We start from the raw sequence: 17,515 nt of genomic DNA on the forward strand, positions 1-17,515 counted from the left end.
GCGTGAGAATGCGAGTAACCACCCAACAAACCTACGTCTCGATGACGCAAAGCTTTAATAATCTCTCCGACTCCCTGGCGCATGTGGTGGAGCAGATGGCGACGGGCAAACAGATTTTGCAGCCATCGGACGACCCTATCGCCGCCACGCGTATTACCCAGTTGAATCGCCAGCAGTCAGCGATTGAACAGTATCAGAGCAATATTGACTCCGCATCGGCGGGCTTAAGTCAACAGGAGTCGATTCTTGATGGCGTCAATAACAGCCTGTTGGCGGTGCGCGACGACCTGCTGGAAGCGGCGAATGGCACCAATACCGCCGATTCGCTCGCAAGCCTCGGGCAGGATATTCAGTCGCTGACCGAATCGATGGTCGCGGCGTTGAACTATCAGGACGAAGACGGACACTACGTGTTTGGTGGCACTATCAACGATCGGCCACCGATTGTGGTCGTGGACAATGATGGCGATGGCGTCACCGACAGCTACAGCTATCAGGGCAACAGCGATCACCGCCAGACCACGGTATCGAACGGTGTGGAAGTAGACACTAACGTGGCGGCAAGCGATTTCTTCGGCAGTAATGTAGACGTGCTTAATACGCTTAATTCACTTTCACAGGAGTTGCAAAACCCGGACGTTGATCCGGCCAATCCTCAAGTGCAAAGCGATATTCTGAACGCCATTGATGTGGTGGATACCGCGTCGAACGACCTCAACGCCTCGATTGCTTCACTCGGTGAGACGCAAAACACTATGTCGATGTTGAGTGATGCACAGACGGATATCTCTACTTCTAATGATGAGCTGATTGGTTCATTGCAGGATCTCGATTACGGTCCGGCGTCGATCACCTTTACCGGACTGGAAGTGGCGATGGAAGCCACCCTCAAGACTTACTCGAAGGTGAGTGAGTTGAATCTTTTTAGCGTGATTTAACCTCTTCAGGAACAGTATGCAGGTCGGACTTACTTCTTCGTCACTTGCCACCGGCGGCGCGCATAGCGCTGCGGTATCGTCGTCAACCGTTGCACCTACTCAGTCGGTGCGGCAAAAACTCCCGGCAACGGCGAGTGAATATCCGGCTTCGCCGCTGATTACCACTCGCCCGCAGCGTTACAGCGTGCAGCTTAACGACCAGATCACCACCTTGCAGCAGGCAGATCACTATCTCGGGCAACTGGAGCAGCAGTTGCTCGACTATCGTCATAGCCAGCGCAAGGGCGGGCAGGCGCAAAGTTCAGCGCTGATGCAGATGCTGGACAACCGCATCGCACTTTCCGGCGGTGCGGTGGACCGTCAGTTACAGCCGGTTTTACAGGGCGAAGCGCGGGTGACCTTTCACTCTCCGGATCTGGCAAATCTCGTACACAATCCCACGCCGGGAACGCGCATGTTCAGCGTCTTTGACGGGCGGCAGACTCAGTTTTCGGCGGTAATGCTATCTGACGACGCCGCCGGGCAGTATCAGACGCGGCTGACCAACGCTCTGCGCCGCGTAGGCATGCAGGTACATCAGCAAGCGGACGGCATCAGTTTCTCCACCACCGAAAAACAGTGGCCTGACATCGAACGCACCTTAAGCGTGCGCACCGATGGCGATAAGTCGGCGTTTATGCCGCTGAAAACGTTTGCTGAACCGTCACAGGCCGAGCGTTTAGCGCAAAGTTTGCAACAGGGTGGGGTGGGGATTTCTCAAATGTTAGAAAACATTAATCAGCAGCGCGCACAGATGGCGGTGCAGCAAGAAAAAGCGCGGCAGTTGATCGATGGCATGTCCCGCTTCCCACAAACAGAAAACGCCGTACAGGCGTCGGAAAATCTCGGCGGCGTGCTCGACAGCGCCAATCATAACTATCAGGTTTTATTGCAGGCGGTAAATGGTCAGGCGCGAATTTCCAGCCAGACGGTGAGGAGTTTATTGGGGTAATTATTTGTGGCCGGATAAGACGCGTGTAGCGTCGCATCCGGCATTTATTAGCATTCGTCAGCATTTCTGCACCGTATTTAACAACTTCTCCAAATTCTGATACATCGCGCTATTGATATCACTATTCTGCCAACCTTCCATATTAAAGGTTAATTGCCAGCTGCCGTTGCACTGGTTGCGCAGAACAATATCACTTTCCAGTCGGTTGCGAACATATTTATAATAGGCTGTCATTGTCATATTATGCGCTGACAATAAGTTATCAAGTTTGTCTTTTTCTGGTGCGAGAGTTTGTGAAAGTAACGGTGCTGAATTATTTCCCTCACCAGATGTGAGATGAAATATTTTTATTCGGGGACTATTTATTGTCTCGTTTACCAGTTGCGGTACATCAGGCGTGTTTTTACAGAGATGCCATCCCACGGCACTGCCCACCAATACGATGGCAGTCAACATCGCTACCCCCATCATTTTTTTATTTTTTTTGCGAACTGGCGTCAGCGGTGCTGTGAGCGATATGTCTTGTGAAATGTTGGTGAGCACTGCTTGTGGTGCGGTAGTTATTATTATCGTTTCACCGGGGAGCGATACTGGCAGCGATACATATTCTTTACAGCACAAATAACCTTTTTTCGGGATGGTTTTAATAATATTCTGTTGCTTGCCATCATCATCAATGGCTATGCGCAGGGCATGAATTGCCGTTGGCAGGCTGTTGCCACCAACAATACGGTTTTTCCATACTTCGGCACATAAATAAGATCGCGATAAAACAGTATCGGCATTTTTTGCTAATGTTTCCAGCAAAATAAAATGGTATTCGCCGAAGCGACGTGTTTCACCCGTTTCACAATGAATTAAGGCATTCAGCGACGGGTCCATCCGCCAGTTGTTGACAATGATACTCATGGTTGGTTTTGCCTTTATTATAGATAAGTGCTGGCTGATATTATGCTGCATTAATCAACGTATTGTACGTCCTTGAAAATAATGTCTTCTGCGTGATAATTAATATTCTATGGTAATGGGATTATTCTTAATGATTGTGTGGTATGAAATGTAACTAAATGACTGGCTGGTCACAATGCTAAAATGTGTACCATTTGCAACGCAATGTAAATTTTGGCATCAGAGCATTGAATGGAAAACGATTTTATCATGGGTTATTTTAATGATTTCAAGTAGTTGATGAAGACATACTTTGATACCTGGTCATATGGCAGATATTGCTAATAATCTTTTTATCTGAATTAAAATCCTGCCGTTTTTAACAAAAAATGGCATCAAAGAAAGGATGTGGAAAGTTTTTTATCAATGATTTTAAGTTTGCTCGCTGGCTGTCGTTTTTACAGGGTATCGAAACGAAAACGATGAATCTCAAGGAGCAATACCATGTTATCTATTAACACCAATAACGCCTCAATGGCCGCCGTTAATGCAATCAACAAAAGCAACTCATCTCTGTCTACCTCTATGGAACGTCTGGCAACGGGTAACCGGATTAACTCTTCTGCTGATGACGCCGCAGGCAAACAAATTGCTAACCGCTTAACTGCCCAGTCCAGCGGCATGGGCGTGGCGCTGAGCAACATTAATGACGCAACTGCGATGCTGCAAACCGCTGACAGCATGTTCGACGAAATGTCTGACGTACTGGGTCGTATGAAAGACCTCTCTACCCAGGCCGCGAACGGCACTTACAGCGACGACGACCTGCAGGCGATGCAGGATGAATACGACGAACTGGGTCAACAGATGTCTGACATGCTGCAAAACACCACTTACGGCGGCACCAACCTGTTCGGTGTTTCCAGCACCAGTAATACCAAGACCGACGGCCTGTTCCAAAGTGCGGTCACCTTTCAGGTGGGGGCAGAATCTTCTGACACGATGACTGTGGATATCTCCAGCCAGTTGGATACCCTGGTAACTGACCTTTCTGGTATCAGCACCTCCTTTAGCGCCGACCAGGCAGACACCACCGGCACCGCAGGCGTTTCTGGCGGTACTGAACTGACGGCGTCTGGCTCCGCTAACCAGATGATCACTGACATCTCCACCGCGATGGATGACGTTTCTAAGATCCAATCCAAACTGGGTGCGTCTATTAACCGTCTGAACGACACCGCCAATAACCTGACCAGCATGCAGGACAACACAGAAGTGGCGATCGGCAACATTATGGATACTGATTACGCGACAGAAGCGTCCAACATGACCAAACAGCAAGTGCTGATGCAGACTGGCATCACCATGCTGAAACAATCCAACAGCATGTCCAGTATGGTTTCCAGCCTGCTGCAGTAATAACGGACTTGCCGGATGCGGCGTGAACGCCTTATCCGGCCTACAAAAACATGTAATTTCAATAGATTGCAGAGATTGCGTAGGCCTGATAAGCGTAGCGCATCAGGCAATTTTGCGTTGTTCTTGCCGGATGCGGCGTGAACGCCTTATCCGGCCTACAAAAACATGCAATTTCAATAGATTGCAGAGATTGTGTAGGCCTGATAAGCGTAGCGCATCAGGCAATTTTGCGTTTGCCACCATTCTGACACCGCCTGTGGGCGGTGTTGTGTTTTCTGCGGCAGACACGTTTCCACCAAACCGGAAGTGGTATTTCCGTATGTTTCTCAATCTATTGATTATTCACATAAAAATTATTGGCATGTCTTTTGCTAATAAATTGATATCGTTACCTGGAGTCATCAATGATTAACCCAAGAACCATTGCGCAACAAATTGCCTATGCCGATGTGGCGACTCAAGCGGCAAATTTGCAGGAGAAGCAGACTGAGCTGGATGCCGAAAGCTCGGGCCTTGATACATTGAGTTCGGCGTTGAGCGATTTTCAAAGCGCCGTTGACGCACTGAACAGCGATACCTCCGGCCCGGTGACCTTTGCCGCAACCAGTAGCAACGATTCTGCCAGTGTGTCTGCCAACTCTCAGGCACAGCCGGGAAGCTACTCTTTCTACGTAGAGCAATTGGCGCAGGCGCAGCAGACCACTTTCAATATGGGCGATGACACGTTTTCGGCGACGGGAACCTTCGAACTAACGATGAGTGACGGCACCATGGATATCGATCTGGCGGCGGCTGACCAGAACGGTGATGGCGATGGTTATATCGATGCCAGCGAACTGGTAAATGCCATTAACGATTCCGATGATAATCCAGGCGTTTCCGCCGCATTGGTTAAAACCGATGGCACGACAACTATCATGTTGACCTCTGACAGCACTGGGGCACAAAGTCAGTTCACCCTCAATGTGACAGGCCATGATGCGGCGAACGACAGCGACAGCGCGCCGTTGCCAACTAAGTTAACTACCGCCCAGGATGCGATTATTCATATTGGTAGCGCGACGGGACCCTCCATCACCAACAGCAGCAATACCTTTGATGATGTGATCCCCGGTGTCAGCATGACCTTTAGCGAAGTCAGCGATTCTGCCGACGATCTCACCACCTTTAACATCAGCGAAGATTCCAGCGCCACCGAGGACAAAGTGCAGACCTTCGTCGATGCTTATAACTCGCTGATTGATACGGTTGATTCATTAACCACCAGCGGTAGCAACGGCTCCACTGCCGGGGTTTTTGCCGGTGATGCGGGATTAAGTTCACTGGCTAACCAGCTCGATGATATCGCCCACGCCAGCTACAACGGCGAATCAATTGTCGATTACGGCATTACGCTCGACTCCAACGGTCACTTGCAGATTGGCTCTGACCAGTTCAACGACGCGATGAAAAGCGACCCCGATGGCCTGACCTCCATTTTCGTTGGCGATAACAGCATGGTGGTGCAGATGGACGATCTTATCGACACCTATACCGACTCCAGCAATGGCATCATCACCCTGCGCCAGCAGAACATAGACGACCAGCAGAGCAAGATTCAGGACGAGGGCGACCAGCTCACCGAAACCTATAACGCCAACTACTAGCGTTATCTCGAGGAGTACACCAATACGATAGTTGAGGTTTACACCATGAAAGTCAGCATGGCGGCATTCGCGTAATTCATAAGGAATCACCTTAACGATGTACGAAGTACAGGACGGCTATTCGCAATATAAAGAGATTGATCTCGCGGCGCGTACAGCGGCGGCATCGCCTCTGGAACTGGTACTAGTGCTGTTTTCCGGCCTGATGGACGAGCTGGAGCGCGCCAAAAGTCACATCGAAGGGCGGCGTTTCGAGAAGAAAGCCCAGAGTATCAATAAATGCATCGACATTCTCAATGCGCTCACCAGTTCGCTGGAGTTTGAAACCGGCGGCGAGCTGGTGGTGAACCTTTCGCGCCTCTATGACCACTGCGTTTACCGTTTGTATGAGGCCAGTGGTGAATTGTCGGCAGAAAAAATCGATGAAGTGATACTGATCTTAAGCAACCTGCGCGAAGGTTGGGAAGGACTTTCGGGAAAGCTGGGTTAAGACGATGGAAAAACAACGCAGGCAACTTTTTGTGCTGGTTGAGGCGATGAACGAAACGCTCGACAAACAACGCTGGCGGCGCCTTCCGGCACTACATCAGCAGTTGATGCGCCAGTTTCACGATTACGCGGCGGTGGAAACCGATACGGCGCAGTTGGATGTGGTGAAGGCGCAGTTGTACAGCGCGTTTAATTCCCTGATTAAACGGCGCGAGCAGCGTGCAGATGTGTTAAAGGCGCGTATGGAACAACATCAGCGGCATCAGGAAGGTGTGCTCGCCTACTCAATTGTTAATTTACTTTCGGAGAAGTCATGAATCCGGCATTGCTTGCCACGCTCGGAACGCTTGCGGAAACGGCGTCGTTGAAAGCGGATATTTTACCGCCGGTGAGCGGTGAAAACGCCCCCGTGTTTACTTTGCCGAAAATGGCGGTGGCCGCGGTAGCGGAGCGCGTTCATAGCGCTAAAACCAGTCAGCAACAGGCGATGCGCCCGCAGGAGAACGATCCGGCGGGGATGCAGGCGCTAATGGCACTGTTACTTCCGCAACCTGCCGCGCTGCATCAGGACACGCCGCAGCCGCGAAACGTCGCAACATCGCCGGTTATCCAACAATTGACGAAAGCAGGGGCGCAAAACGCGCCGCAACGCCCGCAGCCGCCGCAGGAACTCACGCCGTTGCCGCCGCAATTGCAGGAACTGGTCAGTCAGTTGCCGCAGGCGAAACCCGAGCAGCAGGTCAGACTGGCGACTTACGCCTGCGAAGATTTACATGCTATTGCGCCGACGCAGCTACGTACATCAGCACAGCCATCTCGTCCGAAACCTGAACTAACCCGCGTGACCGCACGACCGCAGGTCGCACGAAAAACGGAAAAAGTAGCAGACAGCGAACCGGTTATGGCGCGTGCGGTGTTGCAGGTTAAGACGCCGGAGCCGATCAGCGATCATCAGGAGATAACCGCTAAACCCGTCACGCTCTCGATGGACGAGCTGGGTGAAAAACTGACGACGCTTTTGAAAGATCAGATCCACTTTCAACTCAACAAACAGCAGCAGATCTCTACCATCCGTCTTGATCCACCGTCGCTTGGCAAGCTTGAGATCGCCGTACAACTCGACAGCGGCAAACTGATGGTGCATATCGGCGCCAGCCAGGGCGAAGTTTGTCGCGCGTTGCAGCAGTTTAGCGACGATCTCCGCCAGCATCTGACGGCGCAAAATTTTATGGAGGTGAATGTACAGGTCTCCTCCGAAGGGCAGTCGCAGCAGCAACAACAGTCGGGCCATCAGCAGGAAGAGGTGAGTGCAGCCTTACTTCTCGATGATGCGCCTCAATTTCAACAGAACGAATCCGTTTTGATCAAAGTGTAAAGTCAATATGAAGAAAATCGTGGTGGCGGGCGTGGTCAGCGCCGTTCTGGCGTTGGTGGTGGGTGCCGGAGCTGGATGGGGTGTCTGGCATCATTATGCCGGAAAAGGAAAACCGACTGCTGCCGCGCAGACGGAAACAGTAGAAACCCTGGATGAAAGCAAAAGCGTGTTTGTGACGTTACCGGAAACCATCGTCACGCTGCATGACAACAACGGCGCGGACCATTATTTGTCGGCAGAATTAGTGATGGTGGTCGCCAATGACAAAGAAGCGGAAAAAATAAAACATCAGGAGCCGCTGTATCAAAGTATTGCAGTTGAATGCCTGACGGAAATGAAATTTGAAGATTTGCGCGGTATGAAAATATCAGCCATCCGCAAACTGATTTCTGACGCGTTAAAGAAAGAGCTTCAGCGTCGCAAAATGAGCGCACCGTATAAGGATTTGCTGGTGAAAAAAGTGGTCTTCCAGTAATCACCAGATGGATATAGACATGCTACAGGACGTATTCGAGTCAGAAGAATTTGCTGCGGCGCCGGTATTAACCCCGCAGCAGGAGAGCCACTATTTGCAAGCCTATTTACCGTTGGTGCGTAAAGTGGTGCGGCAACTTGCTCCGCAGTGTAATTGCATTATTGACCGTCAGGATATGGAACAAACGGCGTTAATGGGGCTGCTTAACGCCATTCGCCGTTATGGGCTGCCGGACGAAGGTTTTGCGGGCTATGCCGTGCATCGTATTCGCGGTGCGATCCTTGATGAGCTGCGTGCTATTGACTGGCGACCGCGCCAGCTGCGGCAGAAATATCATCAGATGAAAGACCTGATTCGCGAAACGCGTAAAAAAATGGGGCACGAGCCGGAATGGTCAGAACTGGCCGCGGAAGGGATCTCGCATGAAGATTATCTCGAATATCAGCAACTGGAAGGGGCAGAAACGCTCGCCAGCCTTGACGAACTGCTGAACAGCGAGGGGCCTGGCATTTCGCTTGCTGGCAGGGAACTGGAAGATCAGTTTGTCACTCAGCAAATGTTGCAACACGCGCTTTCACAATTAAGCGAAAAAGAGCAACTGATCCTCTCCATGTATTACCAGCATGAGATGAATCTCAAAGAGATTGCGCTGGTATTAGGGTTAACCGAGGCCCGAATTTGTCAACTGAATAAACAGATCGCGCAGAAAATTCGTAATTTTGTCTATCCGAATTAAAGTGAAGAAATCATGCAAAAAATATTAGGTTTACTGGTGGTGCTTGGCTGCGTATTTGGCGGCTATTTTGAAGCGGGCGGTCAATTAATTGCCATCTGGCAACCGGCAGAGATGATCATTATTTTGGGGGCAGGTTTTGGGGCGATGATTATTGGTAACCCGAAACATGTTCTGAAAGAGATAGCCCATCAAATTAAAGGCGTGATCAGTAAAAAACAGCTTGGTCCGGAGTTTCAACGTCAGCTATTAATGTGCCTGTATGAATTGCTTGAGATGGTACAAAACGGCGGCCTGCGTATGTTGGATCAACATATCGAGCAGCCGGAAGAGAGCACTATTTTCCAGAAATACCCGCTGGTATTAACTCAGAAGCGGCTGGTGACTTTTATTGCCGATAACTTTCGCCTGATGGCGATGGGCAAGATTGATGCTCATGAACTGGAAGGCATTCTCGATCAGGAGCTGGACACCGCCGAAGAGTCGCTGTTAACGCCATCACGCTCGTTGCAACGTACCGCCGAAGCGATGCCGGGATTTGGTATTTGTGCGGCAGTGTTGGGCATCATCATCACCATGCAGTCGATTGACGGCTCTATTGCCCTGATTGGCCTGAAAGTCGCGGCGGCGCTGGTGGGGACGTTTTTAGGTGTGTTTATCTGCTATTGCCTGATGGACCCGCTCGCCAACGCCATGGAACAACAGGCGCGGGCAGAACATTCTTTGCTGGAATGCGTGCGTACCGTGCTGGTGGCGCAGGCGGGCGGCAAACCGACGCTGCTGGCGGTGGACGCCGGGCGTAAGCTGCTGCATCTGGCGTCTAAACCGACCTTCGCCAACCTCGACGCGTGGGTGAATGCGATGCTGGAGCAAGAATAAGCATGAGAAAGATGGGCAACCGCCGCGATCGTGGGGCAAAAATGACCATCGTCCGGCGGCAGATCAAAAAGAATCATGCCGGGCATCACGGCGGGGCGTGGAAGGTAGCGTTTGCCGACTTTACTTTGGCAATGATGGCGCTGTTTATGACGCTGTGGATTGTCAACAGCGTCAGTAAATCCGAGCGTGAAAGCATTATCGCCGCGCTGCATGGGCAGTCGATTTTCAATGGAGGCGGGCTGTCGCCTTTAAATAAAATCAGTCCGAAGCATCCACCGAAACCTGCCACCGTGGCGGTGCCGGAAGAGACGGAGAAAAAAGCGCGCGACATCAACGAGAAAACGGCGCTGCTGAAGAAGAAATCCACCACTGAGCTTGGTGAACTGGCAACCAGTATTAACACCATCGCCCGTGATGCGCATATGGAAGCGAATCTGGAGATGGAGATTGTTCCCCAGGGATTACGCGTGCTGATCAAAGATGACCAGAACCGTAATATGTTTGAACGCGGCAGCGCGAAAATTATGCCGTTCTTTAAAACGCTGTTGGTGGCGTTAGCGCCGGTTTTTGATTCGCTCGACAATAAGATCATCATCACCGGGCATACCGATGCGATGGCCTACAAAAACAATATCTACAACAACTGGAACCTTTCGGGGGACCGTGCGCTTTCGGCCCGTCGGGTGCTGGAAGAAGCCGGAATGCCGGAAGATAAAGTGATGCAGGTGAGCGCGATGGCAGACCAGATGCTGCTGGATGCCAAAAATCCGCAAAGCGCAGGTAACCGACGCATTGAGATTATGGTGCTGACCAAAAGTGCGTCCGATACGTTGTATCAATATTTTGGGCAGCATGGGGATAAGGTGGTGCAGCCGCTGGTGCAAAAGCTGGAGAAGCAGCAGGTGTTTTCGCAGCGAACGCATTAAATGCTGAATCTTTACGCATTTCTCAAACCCTGAAATCACTGTATACTTTACCAGTGTTGAGAGGTGAGCAATGCGTAAAATCATTCATGTGGATATGGACTGCTTTTTCGCCGCAGTGGAGATGCGCGACAATCCCGCCCTGCGCGATATCCCTATTGCTATTGGCGGCAGCCGTGAACGTCGGGGGGTGATCAGCACTGCCAATTATCCCGCGCGTAAATTTGGCGTACGTAGCGCTATGCCAACTGGGATGGCGCTCAAATTATGCCCGCATCTTACCTTGCTTCCAGGGCGCTTTGACGCCTACAAAGAAGCCTCAAATCATATCCGCGAAATTTTCTCGCGCTATACCTCGCGCATTGAACCGTTGTCACTGGATGAGGCCTATCTTGACGTCACCGACAGCGTACATTGCCACGGTTCTGCGACCCTCATCGCCCAGGAAATTCGCCAGACGATTTTCAACGAGCTGCACCTGACGGCATCTGCGGGCGTGGCACCGGTTAAGTTTCTCGCCAAAATCGCCTCCGACATGAATAAACCCAACGGCCAGTTTGTGATTACTCCGGCAGAAGTTCCTGCATTTCTGCAAACCTTGCCGCTGGCAAAAATTCCCGGTGTTGGCAAAGTCTCGGCGGCAAAACTGGAAGCGATGGGGCTGCGGACCTGCGGTGATATACAAAAGTGTGAGCTGGTGATGTTGCTTAAACGCTTTGGCAAATTTGGCCGTATTTTGTGGGAGCGTAGTCAGGGCATTGACGAGCGCGATGTTAACAGCGAACGATTGCGAAAATCCGTCGGCGTGGAACGCACGATGGCAGAAGATATTCATCACTGGTCTGAATGTGAAGCGATTATCGAGCGGCTTTACCCTGAACTGGAGCGCCGTCTGGCAAAGGTGAAACCTGATTTACTGATCGCCCGCCAGGGGGTGAAATTAAAGTTCGACGATTTTCAGCAAACCACTCAGGAGCACGTCTGGCCGCGGCTGAATAAAGCTGACTTAATCGCCACCGCGCGTAAAACCTGGGATGAACGCCGCGGCGGGCGCGGTGTGCGGCTGGTGGGGCTGCATGTGGCATTGCTTGACCCTCAAATGGAAAGACAATTGGTGCTGGGATTATGAATAACATACAAATAAGAGACTATCAGCCTGGCGATTTTCAGCAACTATGCGCTATTTTCCTTAGAGCGGTTACGATGACCGCCAGTCAGCATTATTCACCACAACAAATTGCTGCCTGGGCACAGATTGACGAATTTCGCTGGAAGGAGAAACTCGCGAAATCACAAGTGCGGGTTGCAGTCATTAATGCACAACTGGTTGGCTTTATTACCTGCATTGAACATTATATCGATATGCTATTTGTTGACCCGGAATACACCCGCCTCGGGGTTGCCAGCACCTTGTTAAAACCATTGATTAAGTCTGAATCCGAACTTACGGTGGATGCCAGCATAACCGCAAAACCCTTTTTTGAACGTTATGGTTTTCAGATAGTTAAGCAGCAGCGCGTTGAGTGCCGGGGAGCGTGGTTTACTAATTTTTATATGCGATATAAACAGCAACATTAAATCCAGCTTGCAATGAAAATAACGCCCGCCTAGTATGTGCGCGTTTTCTTATTCCACAAACTGCAAGGAGGTAAATCATGACAAATCCTTTATCAATGACTCTTTGCAGACCTTTCCAGGATTAATTCTTTTTTTCTTGCCCTGGATTCGTCTGCCATTTCCTGATTTTTATATTTATATACTCTAAATAATTCGAGTTGCAGGAAGGCGACAAGCGAGTGAATCCCCAGGAGCTTACATAAGTAAGTGACTGGGGTGAACGAACGCAGTCGCAGTACATGCAACTTGAAGTATGACGAGTATAAATGGAATGGTACATGGGCAAATATATTCGTCCCTTATCCGATGCGGTATTTACCATCGCATCCGATGACCTGTGGATCGAGAGTTTAGCGATCCAACAATTACATACCACTGCAAATTTACCCAACATGCAACGCGTAGTAGGGATGCCAGATTTACATCCCGGACGCGGCTACCCAATTGGCGCAGCGTTCTTTTCCGTTGGTCGTTTTTATCCGGCGCTGGTCGGCAACGATATTGGCTGCGGCATGGCGTTATGGCAAACAGATATTCTCGCTCGCAAATACAACGCCGATAAGTTTGAAAAGCGATTATCAGATCTGGATGACGCAGCTGAAGAAAGCTGGCTGGAGGAAAACCTGCCGCCAGCGTTTGCACTGCATCCGTGGCGCAGCTCGCTTGGCTCCATCGGTGGCGGTAACCACTTCGCAGAACTGCAACAGATTGATCAAATCATCAACGCTGAGCTGTTTGCACTGGCAGGTCTGGATGCGCAGCATCTGCAACTGCTGGTTCATAGCGGCTCGCGTGGGTTGGGGCAATCTATTTTACAGCAGCATATTGCCTCGTTTTCGCATCATGGGTTGCCAGAATGCAGTGATGACGCGCTACGGTATATTGCGAAACATGATGATGCGTTGGCGTTTGCGCGTATTAATCGCCAGATGATCGCTTTGCGCATAATGCAACAAGTTAAGGCCACCGGAAATTTGGTTCTGGATGTGACGCATAACTTTGTTAGCGCGTGTCAAATCGGCGATCAACAGGGCTGGTTGCATCGTAAAGGTGCCACGCCGGATGAAAACGGTCTGGTGATTATTCCCGGTTCACGTGGCGATTACTCATGGCTGGTTAAGCCTGTTGAGAACGAAAAAACGCTCCACTCGCTGGCACATGGGGCAGGGCGTAAATGGGGGCGCACTGAGTGTAAAGGGCGTCTGGCAGCGAAATACACGGCGACGCAACTCTCGCGTACTGAACTTGGCAGTCGGGTAATTTGTCGCGATAAACAACTCATCTTTGAAGAAGCGCCACAAGCCTATAAATCGGCAGAAAGCGTGGTGCAATGCCTTATGCAGGCCGGTTTAATTATTCCTGTCGCTCGGCTGCGTCCGGTGCTGACGCTCAAAAACAGTGGAGGGAAAAAAGGATGATCTTGCTACAACTTTCCTCTGCTCAGGGGCCGGAAGAATGTTGTCTCGCAGTGAAAAAGGCGCTGGACAGGCTGATTAAAGAAGCTGCCCGACAAGACGTCGCGGTAACGGTGCTGGAAACAGAAACGGGCCGTTACTCTGACACGCTGCGTTCGGCGCTGGTTTCTCTGGATGGCGACAACGCATGGGCATTAAGCGAAAGCTGGTGCGGCACTATTCAGTGGATTTGTCCGAGCCCGTACCGGCCTCATCATGGGCGCAAAAACTGGTTTCTGGGCATTGGGCGTTTTACTGCTGATGAACAAGATCAATCCGACGCGATCCGTTATGAGACGTTGCGTTCGTCGGGGCCGGGCGGTCAACATGTCAATAAAACCGACTCGGCGGTACGCGCCACGCATCTGGCAACCGGGATTAGCGTGAAGGTTCAGTCAGAGCGCAGCCAGCATGCTAACAAACGGCTGGCGCGATTGCTGATCGCCTGGAAGCTGGAGCTGCTGCAACAGGAAAATAGCGCGGCGCTGAAATCGCAGCGGCGAATGTTCCATCACCAGATTGAACGTGGCAACCCGCGACGGACATTTACAGGAATGGCTTTTGTCGCTGTGTAATTTTGTCGCTGTGTAATTGAGGAATGTCTCCCGCCGTTTTCTACATGAAAGCGGCGGGAAAAACGAAAGGAATAGTCATGTTTATCGGTCATCTTCCGGCTGGTTATTTAATAACTTGTACTTTAGTGAAACGCTTGCCACTGATTGCTCGTCATGCGCGCTGGGCGATGGTTATTGGCTTAGTTGGGGCCATTGCGCCCGATTTTGATCTTTTCTGGTGCTATCTGGTTGATAACGGGCAACGCCATCATCATCTTTACCCGTCTCATTGGCCATTATTATGGTTTGCTCTGCTGGCGGCGACATTAGTTTGGGCCGCAATTGCGAAGAATAAACTTCCGGCGTGGTTGGGCGTGGTGTTTTGCCTGAATGGTATCGTGCATTTATTACTCGATACGCTGGTCGGTGATATCTGGTGGTTGATGCCTTTCGTTAACCAACCCTTTGCACTCTTTCATATTACGGCGGTACATCATCCGTGGTGGCTCAATTTTTTATTACACTGGTCGTTTTTACTGGAACTGGCATTAGTAGCTGCCGCCATTGCCATGTGGTGCAGGCGTAATGCTAAAATGGTAAATGTAAAACGCGTGAAAAAATGATTCTGACTTTAAGCGGCGTAACATGTTTCCTGGGGAAATTCTCCCGTGGCTAAGTATGTTTTCCTGACTTTGCCCCAGGCTCTGAACATATAAAAATTCTGCTTTTCACCCTTAAGTTCTTTCACGGATTCCAGCGCAAAACTTTCTTTGGCGATCAGAAATTCTCCCCATGAAATATGGTCGCAGCTATATAAATATGCGACCTTTTCATGAGTTTCATAATGTTTTGTTATTTCGATATAGATAGCCATTGGCTTCAAACAGTAGTCCACGCCCGCAGGCGTGGACATTATTGTAATTACTTCGCCGGAATTTCTTTCAGCAGTTCAGTCAGAAGTCGCCAGTAGTGACCTACGCTTTCGATGTGAACTTGTTCATCCGGAGAGTGTGGACCGGTGATTGTTGGCCCGATAGAAACCATGTCCATTTCCGGATACGGTTTTTTGAACAGACCACATTCCAGGCCCGCGTGGATAATCTGGATGTTCGGCGTCTTGTTGAACAGACGCTGATAGGTTTCACGTACCAGATGCATAACCGGAGAGTTTGCGTCCGGCTGCCAGCCAGGATATGCGCCTTTCGCTTCGGTTTTCGCGCCAGCCAGTTTACCCAGCGAATCCAGCATGCTTACCACGTAGTCTTTACCGCTGTCGATCAGAGAACGGATCAGGCAGTGAATCTCTACGTTGTTGTCGGTCATGGTCACAACACCGACGTTCAGGGAGGTTTCAACCACGCCTTTGGCTACATCGGAGTTACGGATCACGCCGTTCGGAGTCGCGTTCAGCAAACGAATAAAGGTATCGCGAGATTTCGCGATCAGGGCAGCTTTATCGTTCGCAACAGAGTCCAGCAACAAGGCCAGATTTTTCTCTTTCTCTGCCAGCTCGTTTTTCAGGATGTCCTGATAGGTATTCACCAGAGATTTCAGTGCGTCGACTTTATCGGCTGCTACAGCTACAGTAGCAAAGGCTTCACGCGGGATGGCGTTACGCAGTGTGCCGCCGTTGAAATCGATAAGGCGCAGATCCAGTTCTTCCGCATGACCCGCCAGGAAGCGCACCAGCAGTTTGTTGGCATTACCCAGGCCAACGTGGATTTCACCGCCGGAGTGACCGCCTTTCAGCCCTTTTAAGGTTAACTTGAAGGTTTCAAAACCAGCCGGAATCGCTTCACGATCTAAATGCAGATTGGAGGTAAAATCGATACCGCCCGCACAGCCCATGTAGATTTCACCTTCTTCTTCGGAGTCGGTGTTAATCAGAATGTCAGCCTGCAACCAGTTGCTCTGTAAGCCGAACGCACCGTCCATACCGGCTTCTTCGGTCATGGTCAGCAGCACTTCCAGCGGGCCGTGAACTACGTTTTCGTCAGCCAGAACCGCCAGTGCAGAGGCCATACCAATGCCGTTATCTGCCCCCAGCGTGGTACCGCGAGCTTTAACCCATTCGCCATCAATATAAGGTTGGATAGGATCTTTAGTGAAGTCATGCACGGTGTCGTTATTTTTCTGCGGCACCATATCGAGGTGGGCCTGCAAGACGACCGTTTTACGATTTTCCATACCTGCGGTGGCAGGTTTACGAATCAGGATATTACCCACCTGATCGCGTTCGACATGGAAACCTTTCTCTTTTGCCCAACCTACAATGTATTCAGCGAGTTGCTCTTCATGATAGGACGGGTGAGGGATAGAACAGATTTTGGCAAAAATATCCCACAGCGGCTGTGGAGATAATTGAGACAGTTCAGACACGTTAAGTCTCCTTGTCAATCACCCGCAAAACAGTATTGCAGGTCACAGGGTTAGCAGAAAATGTTGTCAACACAAGACAGGCTTGCGAGATATGTTTGAGAATACCACTTTATCCCGCGTCAGGGAGAGACAGTGCGTAAAAAGACACGGAGTCATGTGAAATACTGGTTTTTAGTGCGCCAGATCTCTATAATCTCGCGCAACCTATTTTCCCCTCGAACACTTTTTAAGCCATAGATAAACAGGCTGGGACACTTCACATGAGCGAAAAATACATCGTCACCTGGGACATGTTGCAGATCCATGCACGTAAACTCGCAAGCCGACTGATGCCTTCTGAACAATGGAAAGGCATTATTGCCGTAAGCCGTGGCGGTCTGGTACCGGGTGCGTTACTGGCGCGTGAACTGGGTATTCGTCATGTCGATACCGTTTGTATTTCCAGCTACGATCACGACAACCAGCGCGAGCTTAAAGTGCTGAAACGCGCAGAAGGCGATGGTGAAGGCTTCATCGTTATTGATGACCTGGTGGATACCGGTGGTACTGCGGTTGCGATTCGTGAAATGTATCCAAAAGCGCACTTTGTCACCATCTTCGCAAAACCGGCAGGTCGTCCGCTGGTTGATGATTATGTTGTTGATATCCCGCAAGATACCTGGATTGAACAGCCGTGGGATATGGGTGTCGTATTCGTCCCGCCAATCTCCGGTCGCTAATCTTTTCAACGCCTGGCACTGCCGGGCGTTGTTCTT

19 protein-coding genes and 1 pseudogene are annotated in these 17,515 nt (G+C 50.6%); 17 read left to right on the forward strand and 3 right to left on the reverse strand.

Translation table 11 applies throughout. The features are described from left to right. The first annotated feature begins 8 nt into the window (after positions 1–8). Both flgL and A7090_RS01075 read left to right on the forward strand, forming a co-directional pair. Positions 9–938, forward strand: a complete 930-nt coding sequence (flgL, locus tag A7090_RS01070; RefSeq protein WP_105272694.1) for a flagellar hook-associated protein FlgL — start codon at positions 9–11, stop codon at positions 936–938. Between the two features lie 16 nt (positions 939–954). Further along, positions 955–1,929 (forward strand): flagellar hook-associated protein, encoded by a 975-nt coding sequence (locus A7090_RS01075; RefSeq protein ID WP_105272695.1) that lies wholly within the window; start codon positions 955–957, stop codon positions 1,927–1,929. A gap of 57 nt (positions 1,930–1,986) precedes the next feature. Here the strand turns inward: A7090_RS01075 and A7090_RS01080 are convergent, their stop codons facing one another. Beyond that, positions 1,987–2,838, reverse strand: a complete 852-nt coding sequence (locus A7090_RS01080) for a transcriptional regulator (RefSeq protein ID WP_123056917.1) — start codon at positions 2,836–2,838, stop codon at positions 1,987–1,989. A gap of 483 nt (positions 2,839–3,321) precedes the next feature. On the opposite strand from A7090_RS01080, the gene lafA reads away from it, so the two are divergent. The 14 genes and pseudogenes from lafA (at position 3,322) to A7090_RS01155 (ending at position 15,004) form a co-directional block, all read left to right on the forward strand. Beyond that, a complete protein-coding gene (lafA, locus tag A7090_RS01085) occupies positions 3,322–4,236 on the forward strand; it encodes a lateral flagellin LafA (protein WP_105272697.1) in 915 nt (304 codons plus the stop codon). 404 nt (positions 4,237–4,640) lie between these two features. Beyond that, positions 4,641–5,957 (forward strand): annotated as a pseudogene (gene fliD, locus A7090_RS01095) (flagellar filament capping protein FliD). Positions 5,958–5,979: 22 nt separating this feature from the next. Continuing rightward, complete coding sequence (fliS, locus tag A7090_RS01100; protein WP_105272699.1) at positions 5,980–6,372, forward strand: flagellar export chaperone FliS; 393 nt, start codon at positions 5,980–5,982, stop codon at positions 6,370–6,372. 4 nt (positions 6,373–6,376) lie between these two features. Continuing rightward, entirely contained in the window at positions 6,377–6,688 is a 312-nt protein-coding gene (locus tag A7090_RS01105; RefSeq protein ID WP_105272700.1) for a flagellar protein FliT, read from the forward strand. Continuing rightward, positions 6,685–7,746 (forward strand): flagellar hook-length control protein FliK, encoded by a 1,062-nt coding sequence (locus A7090_RS01110; RefSeq protein ID WP_105272701.1) that lies wholly within the window; start codon positions 6,685–6,687, stop codon positions 7,744–7,746. The genes A7090_RS01105 and A7090_RS01110 overlap by 4 nt, the downstream gene beginning before the upstream one ends. A gap of 7 nt (positions 7,747–7,753) precedes the next feature. Beyond that, a complete protein-coding gene (locus tag A7090_RS01115) occupies positions 7,754–8,221 on the forward strand; it encodes a flagellar basal body-associated FliL family protein (protein WP_105272702.1) in 468 nt (155 codons plus the stop codon). 19 nt (positions 8,222–8,240) lie between these two features. Continuing rightward, the gene (locus A7090_RS01120; protein WP_105272703.1) at positions 8,241–8,957 is read left to right on the forward strand and encodes a FliA/WhiG family RNA polymerase sigma factor; all 717 of its coding nucleotides are present in this window, start codon (positions 8,241–8,243) and stop codon (positions 8,955–8,957) included. A 12-nt stretch (positions 8,958–8,969) separates the two neighbouring features. Continuing rightward, positions 8,970–9,833, forward strand: a complete 864-nt coding sequence (gene motA / locus A7090_RS01125) for a flagellar motor stator protein MotA (RefSeq protein WP_105272704.1) — start codon at positions 8,970–8,972, stop codon at positions 9,831–9,833. 2 nt (positions 9,834–9,835) lie between these two features. After that, positions 9,836–10,759 (forward strand): putative lateral flagellar export/assembly protein LafU, encoded by a 924-nt coding sequence (gene lafU, locus A7090_RS01130; RefSeq protein ID WP_105272705.1) that lies wholly within the window; start codon positions 9,836–9,838, stop codon positions 10,757–10,759. A 70-nt stretch (positions 10,760–10,829) separates the two neighbouring features. Then, entirely contained in the window at positions 10,830–11,885 is a 1,056-nt protein-coding gene (gene dinB / locus A7090_RS01135; RefSeq protein WP_105272706.1) for a DNA polymerase IV, read from the forward strand. Next, a complete protein-coding gene (locus A7090_RS01140) occupies positions 11,882–12,334 on the forward strand; it encodes a GNAT family N-acetyltransferase (protein WP_105272707.1) in 453 nt (150 codons plus the stop codon). Before dinB ends, A7090_RS01140 begins: the two co-directional genes overlap by 4 nt. A 317-nt stretch (positions 12,335–12,651) precedes the next feature. Continuing rightward, the gene (locus A7090_RS01145) at positions 12,652–13,791 is read left to right on the forward strand and encodes an RNA ligase RtcB family protein (RefSeq protein ID WP_198599553.1); all 1,140 of its coding nucleotides are present in this window, start codon (positions 12,652–12,654) and stop codon (positions 13,789–13,791) included. Continuing rightward, positions 13,788–14,402 (forward strand): peptide chain release factor H, encoded by a 615-nt coding sequence (gene prfH, locus A7090_RS01150; RefSeq protein WP_105272709.1) that lies wholly within the window; start codon positions 13,788–13,790, stop codon positions 14,400–14,402. Before A7090_RS01145 ends, prfH begins: the two co-directional genes overlap by 4 nt. A gap of 77 nt (positions 14,403–14,479) precedes the next feature. Beyond that, positions 14,480–15,004 carry a metal-dependent hydrolase gene (locus tag A7090_RS01155; protein WP_123056918.1) on the forward strand — a complete coding sequence of 175 codons (525 nt, stop codon included), beginning with the start codon at positions 14,480–14,482 and terminating at the stop codon, positions 15,002–15,004. Positions 15,005–15,012: 8 nt separating this feature from the next. Here the strand turns inward: A7090_RS01155 and A7090_RS01160 are convergent, their stop codons facing one another. Together A7090_RS01160 and pepD are read right to left on the reverse strand one after the other, a co-directional pair. Next, positions 15,013–15,294 carry a hypothetical protein gene (locus A7090_RS01160; RefSeq protein ID WP_105272711.1) on the reverse strand — a complete coding sequence of 94 codons (282 nt, stop codon included), beginning with the start codon at positions 15,292–15,294 and terminating at the stop codon, positions 15,013–15,015. A gap of 8 nt (positions 15,295–15,302) precedes the next feature. Next, entirely contained in the window at positions 15,303–16,760 is a 1,458-nt protein-coding gene (gene pepD, locus A7090_RS01165; RefSeq protein ID WP_105272712.1) for a cytosol nonspecific dipeptidase, read from the reverse strand. Between the two features lie 260 nt (positions 16,761–17,020). On the opposite strand from pepD, the gene gpt reads away from it, so the two are divergent. Continuing rightward, on the forward strand, positions 17,021–17,479 hold the full coding sequence (gene gpt / locus A7090_RS01170) for a xanthine phosphoribosyltransferase (protein ID WP_001291990.1): 459 nt from the start codon (positions 17,021–17,023) through the stop codon (positions 17,477–17,479). Positions 17,480–17,515: the final 36 nt, after the last annotated feature.

The sequence above is a fragment of the Escherichia sp. MOD1-EC7003 genome, from assembly GCF_002965065.1.
In the GTDB taxonomy this organism is placed as follows: Bacteria; Pseudomonadota; Gammaproteobacteria; order Enterobacterales; family Enterobacteriaceae; genus Escherichia.

Coding starts and splice junctions, on each gene's coding strand:
- motA (WP_105272704.1), top strand. CDS start 8,970: ATGCAAAAAATATTAGGTTTACTGGTGGTGCTTGGCTGCGTATTTGGC.
- A7090_RS01140 (WP_105272707.1), top strand. CDS start 11,882: ATGAATAACATACAAATAAGAGACTATCAGCCTGGCGATTTTCAGCAA.
- A7090_RS01120 (WP_105272703.1), top strand. CDS start 8,241: ATGCTACAGGACGTATTCGAGTCAGAAGAATTTGCTGCGGCGCCGGTA.
- gpt (WP_001291990.1), top strand. CDS start 17,021: ATGAGCGAAAAATACATCGTCACCTGGGACATGTTGCAGATCCATGCA.
- A7090_RS01110 (WP_105272701.1), top strand. CDS start 6,685: ATGAATCCGGCATTGCTTGCCACGCTCGGAACGCTTGCGGAAACGGCG.
- A7090_RS01105 (WP_105272700.1), top strand. CDS start 6,377: ATGGAAAAACAACGCAGGCAACTTTTTGTGCTGGTTGAGGCGATGAAC.
- A7090_RS01115 (WP_105272702.1), top strand. CDS start 7,754: ATGAAGAAAATCGTGGTGGCGGGCGTGGTCAGCGCCGTTCTGGCGTTG.
- A7090_RS01075 (WP_105272695.1), top strand. CDS start 955: ATGCAGGTCGGACTTACTTCTTCGTCACTTGCCACCGGCGGCGCGCAT.
- lafU (WP_105272705.1), top strand. CDS start 9,836: ATGAGAAAGATGGGCAACCGCCGCGATCGTGGGGCAAAAATGACCATC.
- flgL (WP_105272694.1), top strand. CDS start 9: ATGCGAGTAACCACCCAACAAACCTACGTCTCGATGACGCAAAGCTTT.
- fliS (WP_105272699.1), top strand. CDS start 5,980: ATGTACGAAGTACAGGACGGCTATTCGCAATATAAAGAGATTGATCTC.
- A7090_RS01145 (WP_198599553.1), top strand. CDS start 12,652: ATGGGCAAATATATTCGTCCCTTATCCGATGCGGTATTTACCATCGCA.
- dinB (WP_105272706.1), top strand. CDS start 10,830: ATGCGTAAAATCATTCATGTGGATATGGACTGCTTTTTCGCCGCAGTG.
- A7090_RS01080 (WP_123056917.1), bottom strand. CDS start 2,838: ATGAGTATCATTGTCAACAACTGGCGGATGGACCCGTCGCTGAATGCC.
- prfH (WP_105272709.1), top strand. CDS start 13,788: ATGATCTTGCTACAACTTTCCTCTGCTCAGGGGCCGGAAGAATGTTGT.
- A7090_RS01155 (WP_123056918.1), top strand. CDS start 14,480: ATGTTTATCGGTCATCTTCCGGCTGGTTATTTAATAACTTGTACTTTA.
- A7090_RS01160 (WP_105272711.1), bottom strand. CDS start 15,294: ATGTCCACGCCTGCGGGCGTGGACTACTGTTTGAAGCCAATGGCTATC.
- lafA (WP_105272697.1), top strand. CDS start 3,322: ATGTTATCTATTAACACCAATAACGCCTCAATGGCCGCCGTTAATGCA.